Source organism: Cognatishimia sp. MH4019, assembly GCF_020177595.1.
GTDB lineage: Bacteria > Pseudomonadota > Alphaproteobacteria > Rhodobacterales > Rhodobacteraceae > JAHTBL01.
On record NZ_JAHTBL010000007.1, the window covers coordinates 142617 to 168769 of the forward strand.

General features: G+C 61.2%; 29 protein-coding genes and 1 tRNA gene. 18 read left to right on the plus strand and 12 right to left on the minus strand.

The genetic code is table 11. The features are described from left to right. Nucleotides 1-18 precede the first annotated feature (18 nt). The gene (locus KUW67_RS13460; RefSeq protein WP_224825838.1) at nt 19-1800 is read left to right on the plus strand and encodes an SLC13 family permease; all 1782 of its coding nucleotides are present in this window, start codon (nt 19-21) and stop codon (nt 1798-1800) included. On the opposite strand, the gene KUW67_RS13465 is transcribed toward KUW67_RS13460, so the two are convergent. Continuing rightward, nucleotides 1784-2641: a helix-turn-helix domain-containing protein gene (locus KUW67_RS13465; protein ID WP_224825839.1), complete on the minus strand. Its 858-nt coding sequence runs from the start codon at nt 2639-2641 to the stop codon at nt 1784-1786. The genes KUW67_RS13460 and KUW67_RS13465 overlap by 17 nt on opposite strands. Nucleotides 2642-2724: 83 nt before the next feature. Between KUW67_RS13465 and KUW67_RS13470 the strand changes: the two genes are divergently transcribed. The 3 genes from KUW67_RS13470 to KUW67_RS13480 are packed head-to-tail and all read left to right on the plus strand — an operon-like array spanning nt 2725 to nt 4767. Beyond that, on the plus strand, nt 2725-2958 hold the full coding sequence (locus KUW67_RS13470; RefSeq protein WP_224825840.1) for a DUF2061 domain-containing protein: 234 nt from the start codon (nt 2725-2727) through the stop codon (nt 2956-2958). Beyond that, on the plus strand, nt 2945-3826 hold the full coding sequence (locus KUW67_RS13475; protein ID WP_224825841.1) for a fatty acid desaturase: 882 nt from the start codon (nt 2945-2947) through the stop codon (nt 3824-3826). Before KUW67_RS13470 ends, KUW67_RS13475 begins: the two co-directional genes overlap by 14 nt. Nucleotides 3827-3864: 38 nt before the next feature. Beyond that, entirely contained in the window at nt 3865-4767 is a 903-nt protein-coding gene (locus KUW67_RS13480) for an EamA family transporter (RefSeq protein ID WP_224825842.1), read from the plus strand. On the opposite strand, the gene KUW67_RS13485 is transcribed toward KUW67_RS13480, so the two are convergent. Next, nucleotides 4739-5428 carry an NUDIX hydrolase gene (locus KUW67_RS13485; protein WP_224825843.1) on the minus strand — a complete coding sequence of 230 codons (690 nt, stop codon included), beginning with the start codon at nt 5426-5428 and terminating at the stop codon, nt 4739-4741. The genes KUW67_RS13480 and KUW67_RS13485 overlap by 29 nt on opposite strands. 7 nt (nt 5429-5435) lie before the next feature. Further along, a complete protein-coding gene (locus KUW67_RS13490) occupies nt 5436-5831 on the minus strand; it encodes a DUF983 domain-containing protein (RefSeq protein ID WP_224825844.1) in 396 nt (131 codons plus the stop codon). A gap of 187 nt (nt 5832-6018) precedes the next feature. Between KUW67_RS13490 and KUW67_RS13495 the strand changes: the two genes are divergently transcribed. From KUW67_RS13495 to KUW67_RS13510, 4 genes are read left to right on the plus strand one after another with little or no spacing between them, the layout of a single operon-like run. After that, entirely contained in the window at nt 6019-6501 is a 483-nt protein-coding gene (locus tag KUW67_RS13495) for an EF-hand domain-containing protein (protein ID WP_224825845.1), read from the plus strand. A 54-nt stretch (nt 6502-6555) separates the two neighbouring features. After that, complete coding sequence (locus KUW67_RS13500; protein ID WP_224825846.1) at nt 6556-7137, plus strand: RNA polymerase sigma factor; 582 nt, start codon at nt 6556-6558, stop codon at nt 7135-7137. Beyond that, nucleotides 7127-7453, plus strand: coding sequence for a hypothetical protein (locus tag KUW67_RS13505; protein WP_224825847.1), 327 nt, complete (start codon nt 7127-7129; stop codon nt 7451-7453). Before KUW67_RS13500 ends, KUW67_RS13505 begins: the two co-directional genes overlap by 11 nt. Nucleotides 7454-7456: 3 nt before the next feature. After that, nucleotides 7457-7927, plus strand: a complete 471-nt coding sequence (locus tag KUW67_RS13510) for a periplasmic heavy metal sensor (RefSeq protein WP_224825848.1) — start codon at nt 7457-7459, stop codon at nt 7925-7927. Here the strand turns inward: KUW67_RS13510 and KUW67_RS13515 are convergent. After that, nucleotides 7924-9294, minus strand: a complete 1371-nt coding sequence (locus KUW67_RS13515; RefSeq protein WP_224825849.1) for a diguanylate cyclase — start codon at nt 9292-9294, stop codon at nt 7924-7926. The two genes, KUW67_RS13510 and KUW67_RS13515, sit on opposite strands and share 4 nt — an antisense overlap. An 84-nt stretch (nt 9295-9378) precedes the next feature. Between KUW67_RS13515 and KUW67_RS13520 the strand changes: the two genes are divergently transcribed. From KUW67_RS13520 to KUW67_RS13530, 3 genes are all read left to right on the plus strand, one after another. Then, nucleotides 9379-9657, plus strand: coding sequence for a DUF3572 domain-containing protein (locus KUW67_RS13520; protein ID WP_224825850.1), 279 nt, complete (start codon nt 9379-9381; stop codon nt 9655-9657). Between the two features lie 168 nt (nt 9658-9825). Continuing rightward, entirely contained in the window at nt 9826-10542 is a 717-nt protein-coding gene (locus KUW67_RS13525) for an HAD family hydrolase (RefSeq protein WP_224825851.1), read from the plus strand. 98 nt (nt 10543-10640) lie between these two features. After that, nucleotides 10641-12200, plus strand: a complete 1560-nt coding sequence (locus KUW67_RS13530) for a trimethylamine methyltransferase family protein (protein WP_224825852.1) — start codon at nt 10641-10643, stop codon at nt 12198-12200. Between the two features lie 18 nt (nt 12201-12218). Here KUW67_RS13530 and KUW67_RS13535 read toward each other — a convergent pair whose 3' ends face one another. The 3 genes from KUW67_RS13535 to KUW67_RS13545 form a co-directional block, all read right to left on the minus strand. Next, nucleotides 12219-13238 (minus strand): permease, encoded by a 1020-nt coding sequence (locus KUW67_RS13535; protein ID WP_224825853.1) that lies wholly within the window; start codon nt 13236-13238, stop codon nt 12219-12221. Beyond that, nucleotides 13231-13560, minus strand: coding sequence for a helix-turn-helix transcriptional regulator (locus KUW67_RS13540; protein ID WP_224825854.1), 330 nt, complete (start codon nt 13558-13560; stop codon nt 13231-13233). Before KUW67_RS13540 ends, KUW67_RS13535 begins: the two co-directional genes overlap by 8 nt. 68 nt (nt 13561-13628) lie before the next feature. After that, complete coding sequence (locus KUW67_RS13545; protein ID WP_224825855.1) at nt 13629-13871, minus strand: DUF6356 family protein; 243 nt, start codon at nt 13869-13871, stop codon at nt 13629-13631. Nucleotides 13872-13977: 106 nt separating this feature from the next. Between KUW67_RS13545 and KUW67_RS13550 the strand changes: the two genes are divergently transcribed. The 6 genes from KUW67_RS13550 to cueR all read left to right on the plus strand — a co-directional run bounded on the left by KUW67_RS13550 (nt 13978) and on the right by cueR (nt 20864). After that, the gene (locus tag KUW67_RS13550; protein ID WP_224825856.1) at nt 13978-14439 is read left to right on the plus strand and encodes an Lrp/AsnC family transcriptional regulator; all 462 of its coding nucleotides are present in this window, start codon (nt 13978-13980) and stop codon (nt 14437-14439) included. Nucleotides 14440-14535: 96 nt separating this feature from the next. Further along, on the plus strand, nt 14536-16248 hold the full coding sequence (locus KUW67_RS13555; protein WP_224825857.1) for a DUF4153 domain-containing protein: 1713 nt from the start codon (nt 14536-14538) through the stop codon (nt 16246-16248). A gap of 60 nt (nt 16249-16308) precedes the next feature. Then, entirely contained in the window at nt 16309-16905 is a 597-nt protein-coding gene (locus KUW67_RS13560; RefSeq protein ID WP_224825858.1) for a heme NO-binding domain-containing protein, read from the plus strand. Next, nucleotides 16902-17912, plus strand: a complete 1011-nt coding sequence (locus KUW67_RS13565) for a GGDEF domain-containing protein (RefSeq protein WP_224825859.1) — start codon at nt 16902-16904, stop codon at nt 17910-17912. Before KUW67_RS13560 ends, KUW67_RS13565 begins: the two co-directional genes overlap by 4 nt. A gap of 88 nt (nt 17913-18000) precedes the next feature. Beyond that, a complete protein-coding gene (locus KUW67_RS13570; protein WP_224825860.1) occupies nt 18001-20475 on the plus strand; it encodes a heavy metal translocating P-type ATPase in 2475 nt (824 codons plus the stop codon). Beyond that, nucleotides 20472-20864: a Cu(I)-responsive transcriptional regulator gene (gene cueR / locus KUW67_RS13575; protein ID WP_224825861.1), complete on the plus strand. Its 393-nt coding sequence runs from the start codon at nt 20472-20474 to the stop codon at nt 20862-20864. Before KUW67_RS13570 ends, cueR begins: the two co-directional genes overlap by 4 nt. A gap of 7 nt (nt 20865-20871) precedes the next feature. On the opposite strand, the gene KUW67_RS13580 is transcribed toward cueR, so the two are convergent. The 5 genes from KUW67_RS13580 to KUW67_RS13600 all read right to left on the minus strand — a co-directional run bounded on the left by KUW67_RS13580 (nt 20872) and on the right by KUW67_RS13600 (nt 25465). Then, a tRNA-Glu gene (locus KUW67_RS13580) sits at nt 20872-20946 on the minus strand. Nucleotides 20947-21018: 72 nt separating this feature from the next. Then, the gene (gene recJ / locus KUW67_RS13585; protein ID WP_224825862.1) at nt 21019-22776 is read right to left on the minus strand and encodes a single-stranded-DNA-specific exonuclease RecJ; all 1758 of its coding nucleotides are present in this window, start codon (nt 22774-22776) and stop codon (nt 21019-21021) included. Nucleotides 22777-22780: 4 nt separating this feature from the next. Beyond that, the gene (gene glpX / locus KUW67_RS13590) at nt 22781-23746 is read right to left on the minus strand and encodes a class II fructose-bisphosphatase (RefSeq protein ID WP_224825863.1); all 966 of its coding nucleotides are present in this window, start codon (nt 23744-23746) and stop codon (nt 22781-22783) included. A gap of 69 nt (nt 23747-23815) precedes the next feature. Next, nucleotides 23816-25102 (minus strand): homoserine dehydrogenase, encoded by a 1287-nt coding sequence (locus KUW67_RS13595; protein ID WP_224825864.1) that lies wholly within the window; start codon nt 25100-25102, stop codon nt 23816-23818. Nucleotides 25103-25174: 72 nt separating this feature from the next. After that, entirely contained in the window at nt 25175-25465 is a 291-nt protein-coding gene (locus KUW67_RS13600; RefSeq protein ID WP_224825865.1) for a hypothetical protein, read from the minus strand. A gap of 88 nt (nt 25466-25553) precedes the next feature. Between KUW67_RS13600 and KUW67_RS13605 the strand changes: the two genes are divergently transcribed. After that, nucleotides 25554-26141, plus strand: a complete 588-nt coding sequence (locus KUW67_RS13605) for a TetR/AcrR family transcriptional regulator (protein WP_224825866.1) — start codon at nt 25554-25556, stop codon at nt 26139-26141. The last annotated feature ends 12 nt before the right edge of the window (nt 26142-26153 follow it).

A 26153-nucleotide genomic window follows, 5' to 3' on the forward strand; every position in this document is an offset into this window, starting at 1 on the left:
AAAAGGGTTATCCCAAACGTGACCGAGCTTTTTGCCCTAGGATCGACCGGAGGCGCCGTCGCCACATTGGGCGTCGTCGTGGTGATGTTCGTGCTGTTTTTGCGCGAAACCTACCCGACCGAGGTCGTGGCCATCGGCGGCGTTGCCTTGATGCTGGTCATGGGCGTGCTGCCCTATGACAAGGCGCTGAACGTGCTGTCGAACCCCGCGCCATGGACGATCGCGGCGATGTTCATCGTGATGGGCGCGCTGGTGCGCACGGGCGCGTTGGAGGCGTTCACGTCGGTCGCCGACCGCAAAGCCAAGACGAACCCGGCGCTGGCCATTGTGTTGCTGATGGCGTTTGTGGTCCTGTCCTCGGCTATTGTGTCGAACACGCCTGTGGTCGTTGTGATGATCCCGGTTTTCACGCAACTGGCGCGCACGATGGGGCTGTCGGTCTCCAAGCTGTTGATCCCGCTTAGTTATGCGGCGATCCTGGGGGGCACGCTGACCCTGATCGGGACGTCCACGAACTTGCTGGTGGACGGCGTTGCGCGCGCCGAGGGGCTAGAGGCGTTTTCGATCTTCGAGGTCACGCCGCTGGGTCTGGCGCTTGTGGCTTGGGGCATGATCTACCTGCGCTTCATCGCGCCGCGCCTGCTGCCGGACCGGGACAGTATGGCGAACCTGCTTAGCGATAAATCTCGGATGAAGTTCTTTACCGAAGCCGTGATCCCGCCGGAGTCCAACCTGATCGGGCGCGAAGTCACCGGCGTTCAGTTGTTCAAGCGCGATGGCGTCCGGCTGATTGACGTGATCCGCGGGGACTTGTCGTTGCGGCGCAATCTGCAGGGCGTTGAATTGCAGGTCGGTGACCGCGTGGTGTTGCGTACCCAGATGACCGAACTGCTGAGCCTGCAGCGCAACAAATCGCTCAAGCGCGTGGATCAGGTGTCGGCGGTGGAGACCTCGACTGTGGAGGTGCTGATTACACCGGGCTGCAAGATGGTGGGCCGGTCGCTGGGCGCGTTGCGCTTGCGGCGGCGGTTTGGTGTCTATCCGCTTGCGGTGCATCGGCGCAGCCAGAACATTGGCCGTCAGTTGGACGATCTGATCGTGCGCGTGGGCGATACACTGCTGCTGGAAGGCGCGCCGGAGGATATTCAGCGCCTCGCTTCCGAGATGGATTTGGTCGATGTGAGCCAGCCTTCTGCGCGCGGGTTCCGGCGCAGCCATGCACCCATCGCCGTTCTTGCGCTGCTGGGGATCGTGACATTGGCCGCACTTGGTGTAGCTCCGATTTTGATGCTGTCGATCCTTGCCGTCGCTGTCATTTTCCTGACCCGCTGCATCGACGCAGACGAGGCGTTTGGCTTTGTCGATGGCCGCTTGCTGGCGCTGATCTTTGCGATGCTGGCGATCGGGCAGGCGCTGCAAGCCTCAGGCGCGGTGTCGCTGATCGTCGAGGCAATTGCCCCCGCGCTGGGCAATCTGCCGCCCTTCCTGCTGGTCTGGGCGATCTATTTGCTGACCTCGGTGCTGACCGAGCTGGTCTCGAACAACGCCGTCGCGGTGGTCGTCACGCCCATCGCTATCGGGCTTGCGACCGCACTTGGCATCGACCCGCGCCCGCTTGTGGTGGCCGTGATGGTGGCAGCCTCGGCCAGTTTCGCCACGCCGATCGGCTATCAGACGAACATGCTGGTCTACGGCCCCGGCGGGTATAAATTCACGGATTTCCTGCGCGTCGGCATTCCACTGAACCTGACCATTGGACTGCTGGCCAGCTTCCTGATCCCGTTCATATGGCCGCTTTAAGGGCGTGAAGATGCGCGGGCAGGTCCCGCTCGGTTACGTCCGCTTCGCGCACCAACCCGTCGAAATGTCGGGTGAAGGCCTGGACCCGTTCGGTGTCGCGGAACGCGAGATAGTTCTGACCTAGATAAATCACTGCCAGCATTGGCCCAAAGACCGTGATTGGCGCCGAATAGAGCCTGCGCGCATCGAAAAGCGACAGGCGGAGGGAGGGGTAAAGCTCTTCATGTAGGGCGATCATCCGGTCCAGTTGGGCGCGTCTGTGATGGGCGGGCAGACCTGCGTAATACCCCTCCGCATGGGCGAAAGCGTGCAAGTCGTGGCTGGGCAACGCGATCTCGAAATCCGAGCGCGATTCCTCCATCAGCTGCAAGCGGTCCTCGGATGCGCCGATGGCTTGGTCGGTCGTCTTGCCCAGCGACGGCTCGTATTCCCACTGCAAGACTTCGCGAGTTTTCATCATGTCAGGCAGGCCAGCGGGAACATGGCGGATCTTGTAACCCGCCGCCTCGATATGCCAGTCGAAGATCTGCTGATCGATCAGCGCGCGTGGCGCGGCGGTAATCTCGACCGCCGTGGCAAGGATATCAGCGGCACTTTCTGGCCGTTCCGAAAGGCCCAAAAGCCAGTCTGACGACACGCCCAATGCCGCCGCGCATTCTGCGACGACCTGCGCATTAGGCAGACGCGCACCGCCTCCGCTGAGCACTTGTGAGATCGTCGAGCGATCGACCCCGATGCGCCGCGCCAATCCTGATTGCGTCTCACGTGCGTCGGCCATGGCTTGCAGTAGCCGGTCGCGGAACAGCTTGGCACGATCTCTTTTGTCGGTTTTTTCAATCATTGTTGATTAATATCACCATTTGCAGATTTTGCTAACTATTTACAGAATTCTGTAACGGCAAAAAACGGCCTATCCCTGACCCCATGCAATCCCTGTCTTCTTTCACAAGCGAAACCCGCACACGGACCATCGTCAAGGCTGTCATCTGGAACCTGATCGGCCTTGCTGTCATGGCTCTGGTGGGCTTCCTGCTGACCGGATCCTGGGGCATCGGCGGCGCGATGGCGATCATCAACGCCTGCGTCGGTCTGACCACATATATCGTTTACGAGCGTATCTGGGCACATATCCAGTGGGGCCGCCATGCCGCGCATTGAATGGCCGACGCTTGCGCTAATCCTTGGCTGCCTTGCAGTCTGGGCGGTGGCGACGACATGGCTGGTGGCGCTCTCCCTGCCGCTGGCCATCGTCGTGACGGCGCTGTGCGTTGCGCTGTTCTGCTCGCTCCAGCATGAGGTGATCCACGGCCATCCGTTCGACAATCGCCTGCTGAACGAGGCGCTGGTCTTTCCCACGCTCTGCCTCGCGATCCCCTATCATCGTTTTCGCGAGACGCATCTGGCGCATCACACCGACAGCCTGCTGACCGACCCCTATGACGACCCCGAAAGCAACTATCTGGACGCGGCCGATTGGGACGAGTTGGCCCCGACGACCCGCGCTGTCTTGCGGTTCAACAACACCCTTCTGGGGCGTCTTGTGATCGGGCCGGTTATTGCGCAAATCGCCTTCATGCGTGCCGATTGGCGGGCTGCCCGCGACGGGGACCTCGCCGTTTTGCGCGGCTGGCTTTGGCATGTGCCGTCCATCGCGCTGGTGTTGACCTGGGTCTGGCTGGCGGCTATCCCGCTTTGGGCCTATCTAATCGCTGCTTATCTGGGCCTATCCGTCCTGAAAATCCGCACCTTCCTTGAGCATCAGGCCCATGAGCGCGCCCGTGGTCGCACGGTCATTATCGAAGATCGTGGGCCGCTGGCATTTTTGTTTCTGAACAACAACTTGCATGTCGTCCATCACATGCACCCGAGGCTGCCGTGGTATCGCCTGCCGCAGGTCTATTTCGGCAACCCTGATCGTTATTTGCAGCGCAATGGCGGCTACCGCTACACCTCTTACGCCGAGGTTTTTCGCCGCTATTTCTGGCGCGCCAAGGATCCTGTAGCACACCCGCTTTGGCGCAGATAAACCTTGCATGACAGGGCGTTGCGGCAGATAACGCTGCCATGGCCCTGTGGATCCCGATCACCTTGCTGGCGGCGTTTGCGCAAAACCTGCGCTTCATGCTGCAAAAGCACCTCAAGGACACCTCGCTCAGTTCGGGCGGGGCGACCTTGTCGCGGTTTCTTTATTCGTTTCCATTGGCCGCGTTGCTGGTCTGGACCTATGCGAGCCTGACCGATCAGGCGCTGCCCGACACCTCGCCGCGTTTCTGGGCGTTCGCCTTGGCCGGAGCGGTCAGCCAGATCATCGCCACCATGTGCGTTGTGTCGATCTTTCAGCACCGCAACTTCGCCATCGGGATCACGTTCAAGAAAACCGAGGTGATCCAGACCGCGATCATCGGCTTTGTGCTGCTGGGCGAGGGGCTGCACCCGTTGGCGTTGGTCGCGATCTTCATCGGGCTGGCGGGCGTGCTGGTCTTGTCGGACCCGCCCAAAGCCGAAGGCCGCTGGAGCGACCGCATCTGGAACCGCGCGGCGGGGTTGGGTTTGCTCTCGGGCCTTTTGTTCGGCATGTCCTCCATCGGATATCGCGGGGCGTCGCTGTCGCTGGAACAACCCGATCCGTTTTTGGCGGCTATGATGACGCTGGCCTTAGTCACCGTCACCCAAACCGTTCTGCTCAGCGCATGGCTGGCCCTGCGCGAGCGCGGACAAATCCTGTTGGTGCTGAAAAGCTGGCGGGTGTCGCGCTGGGTCGGGCTGACCTCGATGATCGGCTCGCTGGGGTGGTTCACGGCCTTCACGTTACAAAACGCGGCCTATGTGAAAGCGCTGGGGCAGGTCGAGCTGGTCTTCGCCTTTCTCGCCTCACAGTTTTTCTTTGGCGAGAAAACAGACAAGCGCGAAGTGCTGGGCGTCTGCCTGATCGTGCTGTCTATCCTGGTGCTGATCCTGTCGCTTTGAGGCGCAGGAACAGGCTTTCCTCGTCGTCATTCTTGAAAAACGGGACGGAGTCGGGGGCCTTCAACGCGGGCAAAAGTCCTTCGACCTCGGCCAGAACAACCTCTGTAATAAAGGGCAGATCAAAGCTGCGGGCGCGATCAAGCGGGACCCATTGCAGATGGCTCAACTCGTCACAAGCATGGGTGAAATCGTCTGGATCGCCCTGCAACGCGGCGGCATCGGCTAGAAAGAACCGCGCATCAAAGCGGCGCGGGCGACCCGGTGGCGTGATGGCGCGGAAGACGAATTTCAGCGCGCTGGCATCGGGTTGCATGCCCTGGGCCGCAAAGCTCTGCCAGTCAGGCGCAGCATTAGGCCAGTCGCCCGGTGCGCCTAGAATCAGGCCTGTTTCTTCCCAAAGCTCGCGGATGGCGGCCCCGGCGAGGGCGGTGGGCGCGGTCGTACTTTGATCCAACAACCGCCCTGAACAGACCGGGTTGAGCGATGTTGCAAAAGGGACATCCCCGTCGCCTGCATCCACAGCCCCGCCTGGAAAGACAAACTTGTTTGGCATGAAAGCCGCTGTCGCGCCGCGCTGGCCCATCAACACCGCAGGGCGCGTCGCGGCATCGCGCAGCACGATCACGGTCGCGGCGTCTCTGATTGCGGATTTGTCCATCATGCCCCTGTCAGGTGGTGGGGGCGGCTCCGAACCCGTGCATGCGCTTGGCCCATTGCAACGAGACAACCACCCCTTTGAGTCGCGGCAGAAGGTAAAGCGACAGCGCCACGCAGCCAATGGTAAAGGCCGTGGCCATCAAGAGCGGATCAGGCCGGTAGCGCACGAAGGCGATATGCATCAGCGGGGCCATGATGTGGCCGACGATCAGTATCGTCAGATAGGCCGGTCCATCATCGGCGCGGTGATGGGACAGCTTTTCACCGCAAACCGTGCAGTGATCGCGCACTTTCAGATAGCCATTCATCAGCGGACCGGTGCCACAGCACGGGCACTTGCGTCGCCACCCGCGCATCAAGGCGGGGCGCACGGGGCGGTCTGACAATGGGTGTTGGGCTGTGGTCATAGGTTTTCCTTTGGCGCTAACACTGCGCCTTTTGGGGGTGGTTTCCCATTGGCCAAACCGTCCTTGCGGCTGCATGCCGCAGATTTCCGTCACAATGTGCGACGGAAAGCGGCAAGCGCCCCGTTTAACGCTCAGATCACGGGCGGCAGGGTGCTGTGCGTGACGAGCATGAAGAAGGAAAAACCTGATGTCCGAGACTTTGAAACTCACCGTTCTGACAGGCGCAATTGTTCTTGGGGCCACGCTGGCCGCCGCTCCGATGGCCTATGCCGAAAGCGTCTCTGGCCCGCGAGGAGCCAGCTTTGAGGAACTGGACGCCAATGGCGACGGCACTTTGACAGAGGCCGAGATTGAGGCCCACCGCGCGGCGCGCTTTGCCGCGATGGACAGCGACGGCAATGGCAGTCTGAGCGCGGAGGAGCTGACCGCCGCAGCCGAGCAACGCAAAGCCAACCGCGCCGCCCGCATGATCGAGCGTGTCGATGCGAATGGCGACGGCGAGCTGAGCGCCGAAGAGCTGACCGAGATGCGCGGCAAGCGCCGTGGCGGCGGCGGCTTTGGTCGCATGGATACCAATGGGGACGGGTCTGTCACAAAGGCTGAATTTGACGCCGCCAAGGACAAGCGCCGGGCGCATGCTGACAAGCGCCGCAACCAGAATGATGGCTGAAGCGCGGTTGGGCAGCGGGGTGACCTGCTGCCCGTTTCGCTCTAATCGTGAGCCATGGATATGCCGCTTGATGCGATGTCAGAGGTCAGTGACACGGGCCTGCTGGTCCGGTTCGCCAATGGCGACCGGCTGGCGGCCGTGGTGCTGACCCAGCGGCTGAGCCCGCGCGCGCTGGGCTTTGCGGCGCGCATGTTGGGCGATCTGGCCGAGGCAGAAGACGTCACCCAAGAGGCGATGCTGCGGCTTTGGAAAATCGCGCCGGAGTGGCGGCAAGGCGAGGCAGAGCCGGCCACTTGGCTCTATCGTGTGGTGCGCAATCTGTGCACCGACCGGCTACGCAAAACGCGTGGGGTCGGGCTCGATCAGATCGCCGAGCCCGAGGATGGCACGCCATCGGTGGAGGCAAGCCTGATCGCGCAAGACCGCGCGGCGGCGTTGCAAATGGCCTTGAACCAGTTACCAGAGCGGCAGCGCGAGGCGGTAATTCTGCGCCATATCGAGGGCTTGGCGAACCCGGAGATTGCGCAGATCATGGAGATCAGCGCACGGGCGGTCGAAAGTCTGACAGCCCGTGGCAAACGAGCTTTGGGGGCGGCTTTAGCACCTAAGCGCGAGGAGTTGGGATATGACGACTGACCAAAACGACCCGCTTGAGGGGTTCTTTGAGGCGGCGCGCGATGACGCTCCGCAACCTTCGGACATCTTGCAGGCACGTATACTGGCCGATGCCGACGCAGCGCTTGCAGCAAATGCACCGCCGGTGCGGCGTCGCAACAGGCTGCGCGACGTGCTGCAGGGTTTGGGCGGTTGGCCTGCGATGGCGGGTTTGGTTACGGCTACGATGGCGGGTGTGTGGATAGGGATCAGCCCGCCTGAGATGGTTGAGACGTTGATCGAGGTGCAGACGGTCGAATACTTGCCGGGCTTCGATGCCTTGCTGGAAGAAGGGTAAGTCATGACGGAGGAAACGATAAAAAGCCGCGCGCCGCGCTGGATGCGGGTTGTGCTTGTCCTGTCGCTGGCGCTCAACCTTTTGATCGTGGGCGCAGTGGTGGGCGCTGTCTCCAGCGGGAAAAAGGGTGGCCCGCGCATGAGCGATGTCAGCTTTGGCCCTTATACAGCGGCGCTCAGCCGTGAGGATCGCCGCGCCCTGCGCCGCGCCATCCGTGACAGATCAGACCGCCCCAACCGGGCTGCGGCGCGCGAGAATTTTCAGACATTCCTGAACGTGTTGAGGACCGAGCCGCTGGATGTCGCCGAGATGACGCGTGTGTTTGAGGCGCAAGGCGCGTTGGCGCAGGCGCGTCAGGCCGCAGGCAAGACGGCGCTTTTAGAGCATATCGCCGAGATGGGTGCGGCAGACCGCGCCGCCTTTGCAGATCGTCTGGAGGAGGTCTTGCGCCGTGGTCCCGGTAAGCGACCCTAGGCGGCGTTCGGGCTCATGATGACCTGATTGCGGCCATTATCCTTGGCGCCATAAAGCGCCATGTCGGCTTGCTCCAGCAAGTCGTTCGGGTCGGCACATTCGGTCACTTCGGGAAGGGAGATGGTCAGCCCGATACTGACGCTGATCCGGAGTGTGGTCTTGGCGTCGACCACCACGGGCATGTCGCAGACCAACTGGCGCAGCCGTTCGGCCACGATCCTGGCTTGCGTCTCGCCCGTATCGGGCAGGGCGATCACGAACTCTTCGCCCCCCAGGCGTGCCACCATATCAACAGATCGCAGGTTATCGCTGAGACAGCTTGAAAGCGCACGCAAAACACTGTCGCCCGCGGCATGGCCGTGGCTGTCATTGACCAGTTTGAACCGGTCGATATCCAGGATCATCACCGCATAGGGTGCACCTTCCTCGGCGGCGCGTTCCGCGATTTGTTTGAGATGCGCCAAAGCATAGCGGCGGTTGAAAAGCCCTGTCAGCGGGTCGGTGACAGCGGCTTGCAACCCGTGCTGCACTGTTGCGCGCAACTGATCCGCCCGGTGCTTGTGACGCAGCTGGGTCGTGATGCGCAGTCCAATCTCGGCCGCATCAAACGGGCAACTGGTGACATCATCGGCCCCCAGATCAAGCGCCATGGCGGCTGTGACCGGGGCATCTTGCGGTGTGACAGCGATGATTGCCGCACTGCGCGTCGCGGCGCGCGAGCGCAGCTCTGTGATGGCTTGCAGATGCAGGTCATCCTCTTTATCCGAGAGCGCCAGCAGGAAAAGATCGGGCACCGCGTCCGCATCGCCCAGATCCAACGCGTCATCAAGGCTTAGCACGTTGACCTGCGCGCTGGTCTCGCCGCGCAGGTGTTGTGCCCACTCATGAGCTTGTGCAGGGCCCGCAGTGACAACGGAGACGCGACTTTGCGGGGCAAACCCCACGCCGTCCTCGGCCAGCCCCAGCGCCCGGCTGGTGTCATCGCGCAGGCCGGTTTCGCGACGCGTCGTCTCAAACCGCATGAGGCTGCGCAGCCGCGCCAGAAGCAGCGCGTCGTTGATCGGCTTTTGCAGACAATCGGCAGCACCAGCGGCCAACATCTGGGCGCGTGCCGACAGCCCTTCGGGTGGGGTCAGCACAACGATGGGGCAGGGATGCGCGCGGGTCAGCCCCCTTAGCGCGGACACATCAGCGGCAATCAGGCTCTGATCAATCACGATCAGATCAGGCGTCGCAGACCCGGTCAGCGATACCCCTTCCGCCAGCGTGCTTGCCTGCAGCACACGGTAATTCGACGCGGCAAGCCGCACCTTGAGCAAGATGCGGTTGGTTGCAATCGGATCTATAATCAGGACGCGTCCCGGCATGACGAAGCCTTTTCCATCGTGGTTTTCACAGCTTGCTCGAAAAAGGGTTAATAAAACGTTCCCGATCTATTAACTCTGCGCGTCATGAAGCAAGAATCCGCCGAAACTATCGCTCTGCAAGCTCTCGCCTTTCTGATTGGCGATGATGACCTGCGGGACGTTTTCATGGGTGCGACCGGTGCCAGCGCCGAGGATATGCGCATCCGCGCCGGTGACCCGGAATTCCTGATCTCTGTGCTGGATTTCCTGATGATGGATGACGCTTGGGTCGTACGGTTTTGCGATGCAAACGGATTTGACTATACCACTCCGCAGACGGCGCGGCAGTCCTTGCCGGGCGGCGCACAAGTTCACTGGACCTAAGCGCGCCTCGGTCACGGCGCAGCCAAGGCGTTAACCAATTTGCCTCAAAATGCAGCAAAAGCTGCGCAATATTCGGCCAAGCCTTGCCGGACTGTCGCAACTTTGTTGCAGACTATTGCATAACCTCACGTCAACCGCCATCTTGGTGAGGCGAGGGAGGATCGCATCATGCACTTTTCGGGTGTGCTGTTCGATAAGGATGGCACCTTATTTGATTTTCACGCAACGTGGGGCGACTGGGCCTATGGTTTCTTGATGAAACTGTCGGGCGGTGACATGCTTCGCATGCAGCTGCTGTCCAACGCGATCGAGTATGATCCGGGCCGTAAACGCTTTTTGCCGGGCTCGCCGGCCGTTGCTGGCACGCCTGGTGAGATCGCGGAACGGTTGTTGCCGCATTTACCCGGCACGACACCTTCTGCACTGATCACCCATATCAATCGCACCGCCGCCGTGGCTCCGATGACCGAAGCCGCACCGCTCTTACCGCTTCTGGGGCGGTTGCGCAGCCAGGGTATCAAGCTGGGTTGCGTGACCAATGACGCCGAAGTGCCCGCCCGTGCGCATCTCAAAAGCGCGGGTATCTGCGATCTTCTGGATTACGTCGTTGGGTTTGACAGCGGGTATGGTGCCAAACCCGATGCAGGCCCGCTTCTGGGCTTTTGCGACCGTATGGATTTGCGCCCAGATCAGGTGCTCATGGTTGGGGATAGCCGTCACGACCTGATCGCTGCGCGTGCGGCAGGCATGTGTGCTGTGGGTGTTCTGACCGGGCTTGCCACGCAAGAAGAGCTGGCCCCGCTGGCCGATGCGGTCTTGCCCGATGTGGGCGGTTTGCCCGCTTGGCTGAATGACTTGGAACAAGTCAGCACCGCCGCGCAATAGGCTGCGCATTTTAAAAGCGACAGAATATGTCGGTTTTCTAAAACTCTGAGCCGGCTTCGGATGGTTCCATGGATCAAACGTGATCCTGGAGAACCCCTATGGAAGATGCCGCCCCTCGCCGTCGCCGTTCTGGTGGGCGCAAAGGCCATGCCGCTCGCACCGGTGGCGCTGCGATAAGTCAGATGCCATGGCGCATTCCCGTCAATACGGATGCCCCGACCGAACCGCTTAGTCCCGAGGGCGTCGAGGCGATTCACAACGGGGCCATGCGCATCCTCGAGGAAATCGGGATCGAGTTTCTGAACCTTGAAGGCTTGGAAATTCTGCGCGAGGCAGGCTGCAAGATTGACGGCACCAACGTGAAGATGGATCGCCATTGGGTGATGGAGATGATCGCCAAGGCGCCGTCCGAGTTCATGATCACGCCCCGCAATCCGGACCGCGCGTTGCCGATCGGCGGCAAGCACATCCTTTTCGGCAACGTGTCCTCGCCGCCCAACTACTTGGATCTTGAGATCGGCACCAAGGTCTCGGGCAGCCGCCAGCAATGCGCGAACCTGCTCAAGCTGACGCAGTATTTCAACTGCATTCATTTTGCCGGTGGCTACCCGGTAGAGCCGGTGGATATCCACGCCTCCGTCCGGCATTTGGATGTGCTGTATGACAAGCTGACGCTGTGCGACAAGGTTGCCCATGCCTACTCATTGGGGGCTGAGCGGGTTGAGGATGTGATGGAGATGATCCGCATCTCCGGCGGCTGGAGCCATGAGGAATTCGACGCTTCGCCGAAGATGTATACCAACATCAATTCGACCTCGCCGCTCAAGCATGACATTCCGATGATTGACGGCTGTTTGCGGCTGATCCGGCGCGGGCAGGCGGTTGTCGTGACGCCGTTCACTCTGGCCGGGGCGATGGCGCCTGTGACCATGGCGGGTGCTGTGGCGCAGTCTTTGGCCGAAGCGCTCTCGGCAATTGCGCTTTTTCAATATGTGCAGCCCGGATGCCCGTGCGTAATCGGCACGTTCACCTCCAACGTCGACATGAAATCAGGCGCGCCAGCTTTTGGCACGCCGGAATATATGCGCTCCACCCAGATGACCGGGCAGATGGCGCGGTTTTACGGGTTGCCCATGCGCTCGTCCGGCGTGTGCGCGGCCAATGTTCCGGATGGTCAGGCGATGTGGGAGACGTCAAACTCGCTCTGGGCGTCGGTGCAGTCGGGCACCAATATCGTTTACCACGCTGCAGGTTGGCTGGAGGGGGGGCTGATTGCCAGCCCCGAAAAGTTCATCATGGATTGCGAAGTGATCCAGCATATCCAGCGTTATCTGGAGCCCGTGATCTGTGACACCGGCCCCGACGAGATCGCGGTCGATGCGATTGCGGATGTGGGCAATGATGGCCATTTCTTTGGCATCCAGCATACGCAGGATCGCTATGAGACGGCCTTCTACCAGCCCTTCCTGTCGGATTGGCGCAACTATGAAGGCTGGGAGCTGGCCGGTGGCGTCTGGACCGCCGAGCGGGCGCATAAGCTCTTCAAGCAGATCATCGCAGAGTTTGAAGCACCCCCGATGGACATCGCCATCAAGGACGAGCTTGCGGCCTTCGTCGAGAAGCGCAAATCCGAAGGCGGCGCACCCACAGATTTTTAAGCGGATTTCTGAGGCTGCTTAGGTCAGGCTATAAAGCACGCCACTCAGAACTGCGCCGGTGAAACCAAGAGCCACGTAAAGCGCGAAGACCTCACGCCGGACCAACGCGAAAACGGCTGTCATCGCGGGGATCGAGCTGACGGCGCCTGCGACCATGAACGACATTGCAGCCCCTGCGGTCATGCCTTGCTCCATCAGCCCGGCAACAAGCGGCGGGGCGGCATAGCCATTCAGATAGGCCGGTGCGCCGACCAATGCGGCCAGAATGATCGGCCCAAGGCCGGCACCGCCGACGATGCCCGCGATGGTTTCGGCAGGAATGTAAGCGATCAGCAGGCTTTCCAGAAAATAGGCCAGCGTCAGCCATTTCAGCAGGAAAACCAGGTTGTGCAGACCTGCGGTCCTGAACCGCTCGACCCGCTCGGCGTCGGTCCAGAAGCGCCAAACGGGGCGGCCAGCGAACGGGTCACTGCCGCAAGCGCTGCATCCTTTGCGGGCGCGCAGTGGATCGGACAACGCACCGGCTGAGACAATCCATTTCGTAACAAACCCGCCCAGAAGCCCGATGCCCACAGCCGCGACGGCCTTTGCGATGGCAAAATTCCAACCGATTGCGCCTGCGGTGATGACAAGGCTTGGCGGGTCGATCAGCGGTGAGGCGAGCCAGAACGCCATCACCGCCGATAGCGGCGTGCCAACCGCCAGTAACGCGGCGATGAATGGGATCACCTCGCACGAGCAGAATGGGGCCAGCCCGCCGAAAAGGGCTGCCAGAAAGATCATCCGTATCTCGCGCCCCTCGAAGGCTTTGGAGAGGACCGAGGCAGCCCCGGTCGCCTCTAACCCAGCAATCAAGGCGACGGCGAAGAGGATGAAGGGCAGGGTGGACCAGACCGCCTGTGCCGTGAACCACAATGAAAGGGGGAGTTGGTCAGGTGCTGCGAATGCCAGAAGCAGACATAAGGCAGCCAAAACGGCCCAAACCGTGGCTAAGCGCGGTGTGAGGGAGGTGTTGAGGCGGGCCAGAAGCTCAGTCATTGGACTGCGCGTCCACGGTCAGCTCAGCATCCGGAACGGCCGCACAGCATGTGGCGAGGATGAACGAGGACAGATGCTCCAGACGCTCGAAATTCGGGCGATTGATCGTCTCGCGTCCGCGTCGTTCCTGAGTGATCAGTTCGGCCGCCGCCAGAAAGCGCAGGTGATGGGACAGGGTGGAGCCGGGCAGGCCCGTTCGCTCGGCCACATCGCGAAAGAGCAGACCCTTGTGGCCCGCTTGAACCAACGCCAGCAAGACGCCCATGCGCGGCTCTGAACCGACGGCGGCAAATCCCTGACAGGCTTCTTCAATCGACAGCATGACGCAGTTCCTTATTAAACTATAATTCTAGAATAATAGTTTAATTGCGTACTGTCAAATTTGTGTGCCTAGCCCGCCTTACGCGCCGCCATCTCATCCGCCATCGCCTTGATGTGGTCGCTGGCCGTCGTCTCAAACCACGCAGGCACAATCGCGTGGATCAGGGCGGCGATGGCGATCGCAAACAGACGGGCGGCGAAGCGGGAAGCGAACAGCATATGGCCAAAATAGCTTTCCCCCACGCTGGCGGGGTGGGCCTTGAAAGAGGCGAAGAAACCCGTGCGGGCGGGGTTGGTTTGGGATGCGGACATGGGCTCTCTCTAGTCTGTGTATCTCAATGCAATTTTGCACGAGATGGCAGAGACGATATCCCAATCATACTGGTTAATCTGCAGGATATGAGATATCATCCTATATATGAGCCATATTATCGACGAAACAGACCGCCGAATCCTGTCGGTCTTGCAACGGGACGCCACGATCAGCATGGATGCGCTGTCAGAACTGGTGCATCTGTCGCGCAATGCCTGCTGGCGCCGCGTCAAACAGATGGAGGAGGCGGGCATCCTCAAAGCCCGCGTTGCGTTGGTCGACCCGGATGCGCTGGGCCTTGGCCTGTCGGTCTTTGTGATGATCCGCACAGCCTCTCATGAACCCCACTGGCTGGAGCGGTTCGAGGCCGCCGTCAAAGCCCTTCCTGAAATCATCGGTGCGCATCGTATGAGCGGTGATCTGGATTATGTCCTGCGCGTCCGCGTGGCCAGCGTCAAAGACTATGACCGCTTTTACCAGCGTCTGATCAAACGAGTGCCCGTCGCCGAAATCTCGGCCAGTTTCGTGATGGACGACATCAAGGACACCACGGCACTGCCCACGTAAACCAGACGCGCTGCGGCCAAACCGCGATGGCTCTGGCATCCCCAAACGCCCCGCGTTACGCTGCCCCACAAGAGCAGCTTGTCCAATGAGGCCCCCATGACCGAGCCGTCCAAACCCGTGTTCCGCACTACCCTTGCCGGATTGGGAGGCTTGGGCGGTCTGACGCTTTGGGCGCTCAGCGACCCGCTGCACGATCTTGATCTGGCACACTCGGTGGTTCTGGGTCTTTGGGCTTTGGCCGTCAGCTTTTTTATCAGCGCGATGACGGCGATGGGGCCTTTGCCCGTGCGCAAAGCGGTTACGAGCGGCCTCGTGGTCGCGGTGCCTGTGGCGTTTCTGGTCGGCCTTGCCAGTCTGCGCTTTGAGACGCTGGACGCAACGCTCGACAGCGGTCATCTGATCATCGTAACGCTCCTTTTGATCTCGCTGGTGCTGCCCTTTGTGATCTGTGCGCTGCGCGACGGGCGTTGGCGCGATTACACCGCACTTTTTGATACCTCGTGGCGGCTTGTAGTGCATTTCACGGCCGCGTGGATTTTCGCAGGCCTGTGCTGGGCTATGCTGGCGCTGTCGGGCGTTCTGCTTGATCTGGTGGGCATCACGATTATCGAGGACCTCATTAATGAAGAGGTGTTCGCCTTTATCTTCACCGGCCTTGTTTTGGGGCTCGGTCTTGCGGTCATCTTCGAGCTGTCTGACTATATCTCGCCTTATCTGGTGCTCAGCCTGCTACGCCTTTTGCTGATCCCTCTGGCGGTGATCGTCACGATTTTTCTGCTGGCACTGCCCTTCCGCGGGCTGTCCAACCTCTTTGATACATTGTCGCCCGCGCTTGTGATGATGGCCACAGCGATCGGGCTGATCTCGCTTATCTCCGTCGCAGTGGAGCGGGACGACGAGGACGCTATCGCCGGGCCGATCATGCAAACGGCCACGCGCATCTCCTGTGGGTTGCTGGTCGTCCTGACCGGGCTGGCCGTCTATGCGGTGGTGCTGCGGGTGGTCGAATATGGCTGGACCCCGCCGCGCTTTGCCGCCTTCTTCATCGCTGCCGTGACGCTGGCTTACGGTGTTACCTATGCAATCACGGTTCTGCGCGGACCCGACTGGATGGCCCGCATCCGGCGCGCCAATGTCTGGCTGGCGCTGGGCGTGATGGCGGCGTTGGCGCTCTGCATGACGCCGCTGATCCACCCGCAAAAACTGTCGGTCAACTCGCAACTTGCCCGGTTCGAGCGCGGCGCGATCACCGCAGATGAGCTGCCTTTTCGCAAGTTGCGCTACGACTGGGGCAAGGCCGGGGCTGCTGCGTTTGCGGCCCTCTCGGACAGCGATGACCCGCTGGTGCAAACGGCGCTCGCAGCGGCGGATACAGACAATACCGGTGCATCCGAGGACGCCCGCCGTGCCGCCAGCATCGCGCTTTTGGGGGAGCGCGTAATCACGCGCCCTGAGGGCATGACCTTCCCCGAGGCGGCGTTCACCCAGCTCAGCCCGTGGCAGCTTGACGAGATCCGCCGCACCTGCCTGCAGGTTGACGCGGACCTGCCCGAACGCTGTCTTCTTGTGCAGGCCGATTTTCTGACCGCCGCGGAGGGCTTGGAATATGCGTTGCTCATCGGCACGCAGGCCAATCGCCCGCTGGTCTATTGGTTGTCCGAAACCGGTCTGCTGCTGCGCCAACAGCCCCGCATCGACGTCACTGGCGAGGCCTTGATCGCGCAAATCCTGAGTGATGGCTTTGCCGTAACACCCGTAGATATCAACGCTCTAAGGGTGGGCGACATGACCTTTAATCCGTTCAATTAGAGATATTGAGCGTTTCTTAACACTCCTCTGCGCAGGATCAGCGCGGTAAGGAGTGACTTCATGCATGGTTTGGTGAACCGGGCGATCCAGTGTTTCGTTCTTGATACCTATGGTGACGCCGCGTGGGAGGATGTTACCCGCCGCGCCGATCTGGGGTTCAATGCGTTCGAGGCGATGTTGCATTACGACGACGCCCTGACCGAAGCCGTGATGGACGCGGCTGTGGGTCTTTTGGGCAAGCCCCGTGACGAGCTGTTGGAAGATCTCGGAACTTATCTTGTTTCTCATCCGACCCAAGGGGCCGTGCGCCGCTTGCTGCGGTTCAGCGGGGCGGATTTCATTGACTTCATCCACTCGCTCGATGATTTGCCCGACCGTGCACGCCTTGCGGTGCCTGATCTTGGCCTGCCGCACCTTGTGCTGCGCGATCATACGCCGTCCCGGTTTTCGCTGGAATGCCATGGGGCCATGCCGGGGTTTGGCTATGTTCTGTTGGGCGTTCTGCGCGCGATGGCCGATGATTACGGCGCGCTTGTCTTGCTGGATCATCAACGCACACAAGGTGCCGTCGAAAGCCTCTCGATTGACGTGGTCGAGGAAGCCTTTGCAAAGGGCCGCAGTTTCGAGCTGGTCACCGCTCCGACGGGTGCACCATGACGGCTCTTTGTGATCTCAATCGATTTCTCGATACGATGATGCCGATGCATATGTTGGTCGGCCCGACTGGCCATATCAGCCATGCAGGCCCGACGCTGCGCAAATTGCTGCGCGATGATCTGGTTGGTATGCGGTTTCTTGAAGTGTTCGACATCCGCCGCCCCCGGTGTGAGCCGTCGATGCGAGGCTTGCTCAGCCTTGAAGGGCGCCCGCTTCATCTGCAATTTCGAAATGGTGATCAGACCAGTTTCAAAGGGGTTCTTGTCGCCCAACCGGCCAATCAGGGCTTGATCCTGAATCTGTCCTTTGGGATCTCGGTGATTGAGGCTGTCGGTCGCTTTGGTCTGACCAATTCCGATTTCGCGCCCACCGATTTGACGGTCGAGATGCTGTATCTCGTTGAAGCCAAGTCCGCCGTGATGGAGGAATCGCGCGATCTGAACCTACGTCTTCAAGGGGCCAAGATCGCCGCGGAAGAACAGGCCTTCACCGACACGCTGACTGGTCTGAAAAATCGCCGCGCGATGGATCATGTGCTGGACCGGGTCCTGGATCACCAGATGCCATTTGCGCTGATGCATCTCGATCTGGATTACTTCAAAGCAGTCAATGATACGATGGGCCATGCCGCGGGCGATCACGTCTTGCAGGTTGTTGCACGCGCGCTGATCGGGGCGACCCGTGCCGGCGATACCATCGCCCGCGTGGGGGGCGACGAATTTGTCTTGCTGCTGCACGGCCTGACAGACCGAACGCGCATCGAAGACCTCGCGACACACCTGATCGCGGCACTTGAAAAACCGATCCCCTTCAATGGGGAGGAGTGCCGTATTTCCGCCAGCGCGGGCACCACGATCAGCGCTGATTACGAAGATCCGCAAGCCGCCATCCTGATGGATGACGCGGATGTCGCACTTTATGCGTCCAAACGCGCGGGCCGGGCGTGCCACACATTTTACGCATCGGCCTTGCGGGACATCGAAGATGAAGCCCGCAAAACCGCCTGACCCTGCGACGAGGTGCGCAGGGTGGGGTGCTTGACCTTCCAGTGACTGGAAGCCCTATATCATGGGTGTCTTTTGAAAGATCCCGGTCATGACGCCTCAAACCCAAACTCAAACCTTCCCGGTTGATAACCTGCATTGCGGTGCCTGCGCAGCTCGCGCCGAAGCTGCTTTGCTCAAGCTGAACTGCGTCCACCGTGCCGAGGTCAATCTGGCCACTGGCATGTTGCGCATTGAGTTCGATCAAGGGCCGTCGCACTTGCTGCAGATTCTTGCGTCCCTTGAAGAGGCTGGAACGCCCGCCCGCACAGAGACATATAATTTCGCCATCGCCGGCATGAACTGCGGCGCATGTTCCGCCCGCATCGAAGCCGCTTTGAACGCGGTGCCGGGCATTTTGTCCGCACAATCCAATCTGGCCACCAAAACAGCGCGTGTAACGACCCTTGTCGGCGGCCCTGCACCCAGCGCTATCTCGGGCGCATTGGCCCAAGCCGGTTATCCCGCCGAACTCGAATTGGCAGAGCAGCCCGCCACCCCCGCCGATGACAGCACCGAACTGCGCCGCATGACGTTGATTGCGGCCCTGCTGACGCTGCCGGTTTTCATCCTTGAAATGGGTGGCCATCTGATCCCCGTTTTTCATCATTGGGTCATGGCCAATATTGGCCTTCAGACCAGTTGGTTGATCCAGTTTGTGCTTACCAGCCTTGTGCTCCTCTGGCCCGGTGCACGTTTTTTCCGTCTCGGCATCCCGGCCTTGCTGCGCCGCGCCCCCGATATGAACGCGCTTGTCGCGCTCGGCACCTCTGCCGCATGGGGCTTCTCGACGGTGGCCCTTTTCGCCCCATCGCTTCTGCCACCCGGCGCACGAGCCGTCTATTTCGAGGCTGCCGCCGTGATCGTCACCCTCATCTTGCTGGGCCGCACCCTTGAGGCCCGCGCCAAGGGGCGGACCGGTTCTGCGATCCGCAAGCTACTGAACCTACGTCCTAAAATGGCTTTGGTCATCGACGGCGACACCCTGCAAGAACGCCCCGTTGCCGACCTGCGTGCCGGAGACCTTCTACGTGTTCGCCCCGGCGAAACGATCCCGACAGACGCATTGGTCACCTCTGGCGAAAGCTATGTGAACGAGGCCATGATCACCGGGGAACCGCTCGCCGTCGCAAAGGCACCGGGCGATGCGGTCACTGGTGGCACGGTCAATGGCGCAGGCGCGTTGGACATCCGCGCCACCGCAGTGGGCGAGGCGACAGTGCTGGCCCAGATCATCCGCATGGTCAACCAAGCCCAAGGCGCGCGCTTGCCCATTCAGGATTTGGTGAACCGGGTAACCTTATGGTTCGTGCCTGCGGTCATGGCGGTGGCCGCGCTCACAATCCTCGCATGGCTTGCCTTCGGCCCAGAGCCGGCCCTTGGCTTTGCCTTGGTCGCGGGCGTCTCGGTGCTGATTATCGCCTGTCCTTGCGCAATGGGCTTGGCCACACCCACGTCGATCATGGTCGGAACAGGCCGCGCGGCAGAGCTGGGCGTGCTGTTTCGCAAAGGTGATGCGCTGCAAAGCCTGCAATCGGTGCGCACAATCGCGTTCGACAAAACAGGCACGTTGACCGAAGGTCGCCCTGTTTTGACCGATATCCATATTGCGTCCGACTTTGACGAAGCGAGCGTTCTCTCCTGGGTCGCCGCAGCAGAGGCGCATTCCGAACATCCCATCGCGCGCGCCATCCTCGCGCATGCGCAGTCCATGGGCCTCAAACTTGGCGCGGTGGATGCGGCGCAAACCTTGCCCGGCTACGGGTTGCGCGCGCAGATCGACGGGCGATCCATCCTGATCGGAGCTGCGCGTCTCGCAGCGCGGGAAGGTATCGCACTTCCGGCTGAGGTTGAATTTGGCCCAGGAAAGACGCCGATCTATGTGGCGGTCGACGGAAAATTTGCGGCAGCGCTCGCTGTCTCTGACCCGGTGAAACGCGGGGCACATCAGGCGATCACCGCCCTCAAAGCCAATTGCCTGCGCATTGCCATGATCACCGGAGATGCCCGCTCTGCCGCACAGGCCATCGCAGATGAGCTTGGTATCGACACCGTCATCTCGGACGTGTTGCCCGATCAAAAGGCGCATGCCCTCAAGGACTTGCAAGCAGGCGGCGCGGTCGCCTTTGTTGGCGACGGCATCAACGACGCCCCGGCGCTTGCGACGGCTGATATCGGCATTGCGATCGGCACCGGAACGGATGTGGCGATTGAAGCGGCAGATGTGGTGCTAATGTCGGGCGCGCTGGACGGCGTGGTAAACGCCGTGCAGATCAGCCGCAAAACGCTGGCTAATATCCGACAAAACCTCGTCTGGGCGTTTGGCTATAACATCCTGCTGATCCCGGTTGCCGCGGGCCTTCTTTACCCCGCGACGGGCGTGCTGTTGTCGCCTATGCTCGCCGCCGGTGCGATGACATTGTCGAGCCTTTTCGTGCTGGGCAATGCGTTGCGCTTGCGTTGGGTCGCGGCCCCGCACGCAGCCCCGGACCCGAGCAAACCGACCTTCAAAGAGGTTCCCGCATGAACATCTCCGAAGTGGCCAAACGTGCCGGCATCCCGCCGAAAACGATCCGCTATTATGAAGAGATCGGCCTTGTAGCCCCACCGCGCGATACTAACGGCTACCGCGCGTTTCGTGACAGCGACATGCACAAGCTGGCCTTTCTCAGCCGCGCCCGTGCCTTGGGGTTCACGATTGAAAACTGCCGCACATTGCTGGCCCTGTGGGAGGATCAGGATCGTGCCAGTGCCGACGTGCGCGCATTGGCGCGCGATCATCTGAAAGATATCGAGGCGAAAATCACCGATCTTGAAGAAATGCGCGATACGCTGTCCAGCCTTGTGAAAGCCTGCGCGGGGGATGACCGACCGGATTGTCCGATCCTGAAATCATTGGGCAATGCAAAGCTGTAAGGAGAAATGGCAGCCCGTAGGGGAATCGAACCCCTCTTTCCAGGTTGAAAACCTGGCGTCCTAACCGATAGACGAACGGGCCACTCTCAGTGCGCCGTTATCTAGGCAAAGTGCTGGGCGGTGGCAAGAGGGTTTTTGCACCAAACGTGACGATTTATGGATGTGCCAATGCGGCGTCTTCCAGACGCAGCTGAACAGATTGCCGCCCGCCCCAGGTGTTGATTTCAAGCCGTCCCGCAAGATGCACCCGCGCGCCTTTGTCGAGGCTCGAAAGTGTCGGGCCAAGGGTGGTATCAAACGCCCCAAATGCAATCGCGTCCAGCTTGGCACCCAGCCCGTCACCAAAGCTCAGCTTGAGGTGGCTTTCGCCCACGGGCTTGGCAAAAAGCACCTGCACATCGGCAAACGCAAAGCGCGGGGCAGGGGCGCCCGCGCCGAAAGGTCCAGCCTTTTCAATCTGTTCTACAAGATCAATGCTTGCCCCACTGGGCATGAGCATCCCGTCCAACCGCAAGTCCTTCGGCCCCGCCTCTCCTGCGCCTTGCTTGGCCAGCAGCTCTGAAAGCCGTGCCATCGCGGGCTCCAACTGCGCGCGGTTCAGCGAAAGACCCGCCGCCATTTTATGCCCGCCGCCTTTCTCCAACAGCCCTTCTTCGGCGAGGCGCTGGATGCTTGCGCCCAGATCGACCCCGCTGATCGAGCGGCCCGATCCTTTGCCCGCATCCCCATCAAAGCCGATCACAATCGCGGGGCGGTTGGTCGCCTCTTTCAGGCGCGAGGCAACGATTCCCACGACGCCCGGATGCCAACCATCGGCAGCGGCCCAGACAAGCGGCGCGTCGAGCCCGCGCGCCTCCGCCTGTTCCATTGCGGCGGCGCGCACGGCGTTTTCGATCTCGCGGCGCTCAGAGTTCAACACGTCCAATCGTTCGGCCATTGCGGCGGCCTCATTCGGGTCTGCAGTGGCTAAAAGCCGTGCGCCCAGATCAGCTTTGCCGATCCGCCCGCCAGCATTGACGCGCGGGCCCAGCATGAAACCCAGATGGTAGGAGTTGGGGGCTGAATCCATCCGCGCAACATCGCCCAAGGCCACCAATCCGGGCCGCTGACGGCGCGCCATGACCTTCAATCCCTGGCGGACCAACGCGCGGTTCACGCCGATCAGGGGCGCGACATCAGCCACGGTGGCGAGCGCGACCAGATCAAGAAGCGCCATCAAATCGGGCGTTTGCGCGCCACCTTCGCGCATCTGTCTATTGGCCTCCACCAGCATCAGAAAGACGACACCGGCCGCACATAAATGCGCAAGATCACCGCTTTCATCTTGTCGGTTCGGATTCACCACAGCCAGCGCCGGCGGAAGCGTTTCGCCTCCCAAATGGTGATCCAATACGATCACATCCGCGCCTCGCGCCGCTGCAATCGGCCCGTGCGACAGCGTCCCGCAATCGACGCAGACGATCATGTCGTGACCTTCAGCCAGCTCTGCCATCGCGGTATCATTTGGCCCGTAACCCTCGTCGATCCGGTCGGGCACATAGAGCGTCGCCTCGCGCCCCAAATCGCGCAACCAGCATAAAAGCAGCGCGGCGGAGGACCCACCATCGACGTCATAATCGGCGAAAACCGCGATCTTCTGCCCGCTACGCACGGCCTCCAAAAACCGCGCCGCTGCTGCCTCCATATCCCGCAAGGAGCGTGGATCGGGTAGCAAATCCCGCAACTGAGGTTCCAGAAATTGCGTCGCCTCTTGGGCCAAGACCCCCCGTCGCACCAACACATTGCAGAGCGCGCGGGGTAATCCCGTCGCTTGCATCATCGCCTCTGACTGCCGGTCTGCGTTTGCGTCCAGCCCCACCCAGCGGCGGCCCGTCAGCGACGCATCAACACCCAGAAAAGCGTTTGAGGCCATGTGGTTACTCGGTCGGGTTGCGATAGATCATCCGGCGAACAGAGCCTGTCTTGGAGCGCATCAGGATCGTTTCGGCGGTCAGATAACCAACCTCGCGCTTGATGCCTGAAACGAGCGAGCCATCGGTTACGCCCGTTGCCGCAAAGATCACATCGTCGGTGACCAACTCGTCGCGCGTGTAGATGCGGTCCAACTCGGTGATCCCGGCCTTCGCCGCGCGGCCCCGCTCATCATCATTGCGAAACAGCAGACGACCGTAAATCTGCCCACCCATGCATTTCAACGCAGCCGCGGCCAGCACACCCTCAGGCGCGCCCCCTTCGCCCATATACATATCGATGCCGGTCACGTCGGCCTCGGCGCAGTGCATGACACCTGCCACATCGCCATCCGTAATCAGCCGGATCGCAGCACCGGTCGACCGGATCTCGGCAATCATCTCTTGATGGCGCGGGCGTTCCAGAACGCAGACGGTGATGTCGTCCATTTTGCAGTTGCGCGCTTTTGCCAGCGCTGCAACCCGCTCGGCTGGCGACATATCCAGCGTGACGACATCAGTCGCATAGCCCGGCCCGATGGCCAGCTTTTCCATATAGACATCCGGCGCGTGCAGCATCGACCCGCGGGGCCCCATCGCGATCACGGCCAGCGCGTTCGGCATATCCTTCGCCGTCAGCGTCGTGCCTTCCAGCGGGTCCAGCGCGATATCCACGCCGGGGCCTTTGCCGGTGCCGACCTCTTCGCCGATATACAGCATAGGCGCTTCGTCCCGCTCCCCTTCGCCGATCACCACGACACCATTGATGTCGAGCATATTGAGCTGCGTGCGCATAGCGTCCACGGCGGCCTGATCGGCGGCTTTCTCATCTCCGCGTCCGATCAGTTTGGCCGAGGCGAGGGCGGCTGCCTCTGACACCCGTGCGAGACCCAGAGAGAGCATACGGTCGTTGAAATCAGGTGTGGCAGTCATGGACATTATCCTGTGGTCGTTTCAAGTGGCACGCCCTTCATAGAACGGCGCGCGAAGGATGCGAAGGGCTCAGACCTCTTCGATGCGAATGGCGACGGGGGGCGTGGCGACGACACCGGTCGCGCCGAACCCGTCCAGCGCTGCGTCCAGCGCGTCTTTCGTGGTCTTGTGGGTTACGATCAGCACGGGCGCTGTCGACATCTCGTGGTTATATTGGCGCATCCGGTCAATCGAAATACCATGCTCGCCCAGCAGGGTCGCGATTTTGGCCAGTGCGCCGGGTTTGTCCTGCAAGTCCATGCGCAGATAATAAGCGGCTGGCTGCAACTCGTTCGCCGCAGTGGCTGGCACCAATGTCTCGGCCGGGCGCCCAAAGGTGCTGACCCGGATGCCGCGCGCGATATCCATGACGTCTGACAGAACCGCGCTTGCCGTGGGGCCTTCGCCAGCGCCGGCACCGCGCAGCACGATCTGACCGACCTGATCGCCTTCGAGCACAACCATATTCGTCGCGTTCTCCAACTGACCCAGCGGTGAGGTTGCAGGCACAAGGCACGGCGACATGCGCTGTTCCAGCCCGCGCCCGGTCATCTGGGCCACGCCCAGCAGCTTGACCTTATAGCCCATATCAGCCGCGCGCGTGATATCGTCGATGGAAATCCGCTCGATCCCTTCCAACTGCATCGCGCCGAAATCGACCTTTGTGCCAAAGGCGATAGAGGCCAATAGCGCCAGCTTGTGACCTGCATCAATGCCGCCCACATCCAGTGTCGGATCGGCTTCCAGATAACCCAGTTTATTGGCTTCCTCGAACACCTCGTCATAGGGCAGGCCTGCGCTCTCCATCCGGGTCAGGATGTAGTTGCAGGTGCCGTTCATCACACCCATTACGCGGGTCATGTTGTTGCCCGCCAGCCCTTCGGTCAGCGATTTCACCACCGGGATGCCACCTGCAACAGCGGCCTCGAAGCGGATCACGCGCCCTTCGGCTTCGGCCTGTTCCGCCAGAGCCTGACCATGCAGCGCCAGCATTGCCTTGTTGGCAGTGACCACATCCTTGCCCGCGGCCAAAGCGGCCTCGGTCGCGGCCTTGGCTGGCCCGTCAGAGCCGCCCATAAGTTCAACGAAAACGTCGACATCGTCGCGCTTGGCCAGCGCCACGGGATCATCTTCCCACGCATATCCTTTCAAAGGAACGCCGCGATCCTTATCGCGCGAGCGGGCGGACACGGCAGAGATCGTCACCGGGCGTCCGGCACGTGCACTCAGTAGCTCTGCCTCGGCACGGATGATCTTGACGACCCCGGCTCCCACGGTGCCCAAACCGGCAATGCCCAAACGTAAAGGAGATGTCATGCGCTGCGCCCCTTAGCCTTATCGTCGCGTTGCAGCGCATCTACATGCTTGGCGCGCACACGGCAACCGCCGTTAGCCGTCTTCGGGCAGACCTTCGAACAGATCTTCCTCAAGCCGGTCCTTGTCTGCATCGCTCAGCACCGGGCTGCGCAGCGCCTCGGCGCGGTTTTTGAGGTTTTGCACCCGCTCTTGCAGGGTCAGGGTCGTATCCTCCGACACGGTCAGGATGTCACCCCGCGCGGTCAGCCGGTCAATCGGGGCCAATTGCAAAAAGCCCTTCTGAGCCGTGTCATCGGGGGCAGGCGTTTCCAGCTTGGGAAAGTCGCCACAGCCCGCCAGCATCAGGACCATAAAAGGGAGCATACGCATCATCATGGGCGCACTCTAACCGCCCGCGCGCGGCTTGCAAAGCGGGGCTTTGCAGTGAACGGCTGTTCAGTTATCAAATGGCATGGCGCGCAAAACAGGCTCTCATTCGGAAATTACTGGCCCGCGTGTGCAGGCCGCCGCCCTGCGCCTGATCGCGCAGCATGGCTTCGCCGCTGTCTCCATGCGCCAGATCGCAGCCGAGGTCGGCGTGCAGGCTGGTGCGCTTTACAATTACACCAACGACAAACAGACGCTGCTCTTTGATTTGCTGCGCACCCATATGGAGCACCTACTGGACGCGCTTGGTCAGCTTCCCGGAACAGGTGATCCGATGACCCGGCTTGAAGCCTTCTGCCGCTTCCACATCGCCTATCACATCGAACGCCCCGATCAGGTCTTCATCTCCTATATGGAGCTGCGCAACCTCTCGCCTGACAATTTCAGCGCTATTGAGGTCCTGCGGAGCCGTTATGAGAGCCATCTGGACGCAATCCTGAAAGACGGCCAATCCACAGGCCAATTCGCATTGGACGAGCCGCGCGTGACCACCTTCGCGGTGATCGCCATGCTGACAGGCGTGAATACGTGGTATCGCGAGGATGGCCCGCTCAGCAAAACCGATCTGGCCGATCTCTACTGGACCCTCGTGCGCCGCGCCGTGGCAGCCTGAAGCGGTTTTCAT

What these genes read in the sequence shown, in the direction of transcription:
- KUW67_RS13480 (WP_224825842.1), top strand. Translation starts at nt 3,865, where the DNA reads ATGGCCCTGTGGATCCCGATCACCTTGCTGGCGGCGTTTGCGCAAAAC.
- KUW67_RS13595 (WP_224825864.1), bottom strand. Translation starts at nt 25,102, where the DNA reads ATGACATCTCCTTTACGTTTGGGCATTGCCGGTTTGGGCACCGTGGGA.
- KUW67_RS13545 (WP_224825855.1), bottom strand. Translation starts at nt 13,871, where the DNA reads ATGTCCGCATCCCAAACCAACCCCGCCCGCACGGGTTTCTTCGCCTCT.
- KUW67_RS13475 (WP_224825841.1), top strand. Translation starts at nt 2,945, where the DNA reads ATGCCGCGCATTGAATGGCCGACGCTTGCGCTAATCCTTGGCTGCCTT.
- cueR (WP_224825861.1), top strand. Translation starts at nt 20,472, where the DNA reads ATGAACATCTCCGAAGTGGCCAAACGTGCCGGCATCCCGCCGAAAACG.
- KUW67_RS13510 (WP_224825848.1), top strand. Translation starts at nt 7,457, where the DNA reads ATGACGGAGGAAACGATAAAAAGCCGCGCGCCGCGCTGGATGCGGGTT.
- KUW67_RS13515 (WP_224825849.1), bottom strand. Translation starts at nt 9,294, where the DNA reads ATGCCGGGACGCGTCCTGATTATAGATCCGATTGCAACCAACCGCATC.
- KUW67_RS13495 (WP_224825845.1), top strand. Translation starts at nt 6,019, where the DNA reads ATGTCCGAGACTTTGAAACTCACCGTTCTGACAGGCGCAATTGTTCTT.
- recJ (WP_224825862.1), bottom strand. Translation starts at nt 22,776, where the DNA reads ATGGCCTCAAACGCTTTTCTGGGTGTTGATGCGTCGCTGACGGGCCGC.
- KUW67_RS13520 (WP_224825850.1), top strand. Translation starts at nt 9,379, where the DNA reads ATGAAGCAAGAATCCGCCGAAACTATCGCTCTGCAAGCTCTCGCCTTT.
- KUW67_RS13555 (WP_224825857.1), top strand. Translation starts at nt 14,536, where the DNA reads ATGACCGAGCCGTCCAAACCCGTGTTCCGCACTACCCTTGCCGGATTG.
- KUW67_RS13605 (WP_224825866.1), top strand. Translation starts at nt 25,554, where the DNA reads ATGGCGCGCAAAACAGGCTCTCATTCGGAAATTACTGGCCCGCGTGTG.
- KUW67_RS13540 (WP_224825854.1), bottom strand. Translation starts at nt 13,560, where the DNA reads ATGCTGTCGATTGAAGAAGCCTGTCAGGGATTTGCCGCCGTCGGTTCA.
- KUW67_RS13490 (WP_224825844.1), bottom strand. Translation starts at nt 5,831, where the DNA reads ATGACCACAGCCCAACACCCATTGTCAGACCGCCCCGTGCGCCCCGCC.
- KUW67_RS13550 (WP_224825856.1), top strand. Translation starts at nt 13,978, where the DNA reads ATGAGCCATATTATCGACGAAACAGACCGCCGAATCCTGTCGGTCTTG.
- KUW67_RS13570 (WP_224825860.1), top strand. Translation starts at nt 18,001, where the DNA reads ATGACGCCTCAAACCCAAACTCAAACCTTCCCGGTTGATAACCTGCAT.
- KUW67_RS13525 (WP_224825851.1), top strand. Translation starts at nt 9,826, where the DNA reads ATGCACTTTTCGGGTGTGCTGTTCGATAAGGATGGCACCTTATTTGAT.
- KUW67_RS13530 (WP_224825852.1), top strand. Translation starts at nt 10,641, where the DNA reads ATGGAAGATGCCGCCCCTCGCCGTCGCCGTTCTGGTGGGCGCAAAGGC.
- KUW67_RS13470 (WP_224825840.1), top strand. Translation starts at nt 2,725, where the DNA reads ATGCAATCCCTGTCTTCTTTCACAAGCGAAACCCGCACACGGACCATC.
- KUW67_RS13565 (WP_224825859.1), top strand. Translation starts at nt 16,902, where the DNA reads ATGACGGCTCTTTGTGATCTCAATCGATTTCTCGATACGATGATGCCG.
- KUW67_RS13465 (WP_224825839.1), bottom strand. Translation starts at nt 2,641, where the DNA reads ATGATTGAAAAAACCGACAAAAGAGATCGTGCCAAGCTGTTCCGCGAC.
- KUW67_RS13500 (WP_224825846.1), top strand. Translation starts at nt 6,556, where the DNA reads ATGGATATGCCGCTTGATGCGATGTCAGAGGTCAGTGACACGGGCCTG.
- KUW67_RS13535 (WP_224825853.1), bottom strand. Translation starts at nt 13,238, where the DNA reads ATGACTGAGCTTCTGGCCCGCCTCAACACCTCCCTCACACCGCGCTTA.
- KUW67_RS13505 (WP_224825847.1), top strand. Translation starts at nt 7,127, where the DNA reads ATGACGACTGACCAAAACGACCCGCTTGAGGGGTTCTTTGAGGCGGCG.
- KUW67_RS13600 (WP_224825865.1), bottom strand. Translation starts at nt 25,465, where the DNA reads ATGCTCCCTTTTATGGTCCTGATGCTGGCGGGCTGTGGCGACTTTCCC.
- KUW67_RS13485 (WP_224825843.1), bottom strand. Translation starts at nt 5,428, where the DNA reads ATGATGGACAAATCCGCAATCAGAGACGCCGCGACCGTGATCGTGCTG.
- glpX (WP_224825863.1), bottom strand. Translation starts at nt 23,746, where the DNA reads ATGACTGCCACACCTGATTTCAACGACCGTATGCTCTCTCTGGGTCTC.
- KUW67_RS13560 (WP_224825858.1), top strand. Translation starts at nt 16,309, where the DNA reads ATGCATGGTTTGGTGAACCGGGCGATCCAGTGTTTCGTTCTTGATACC.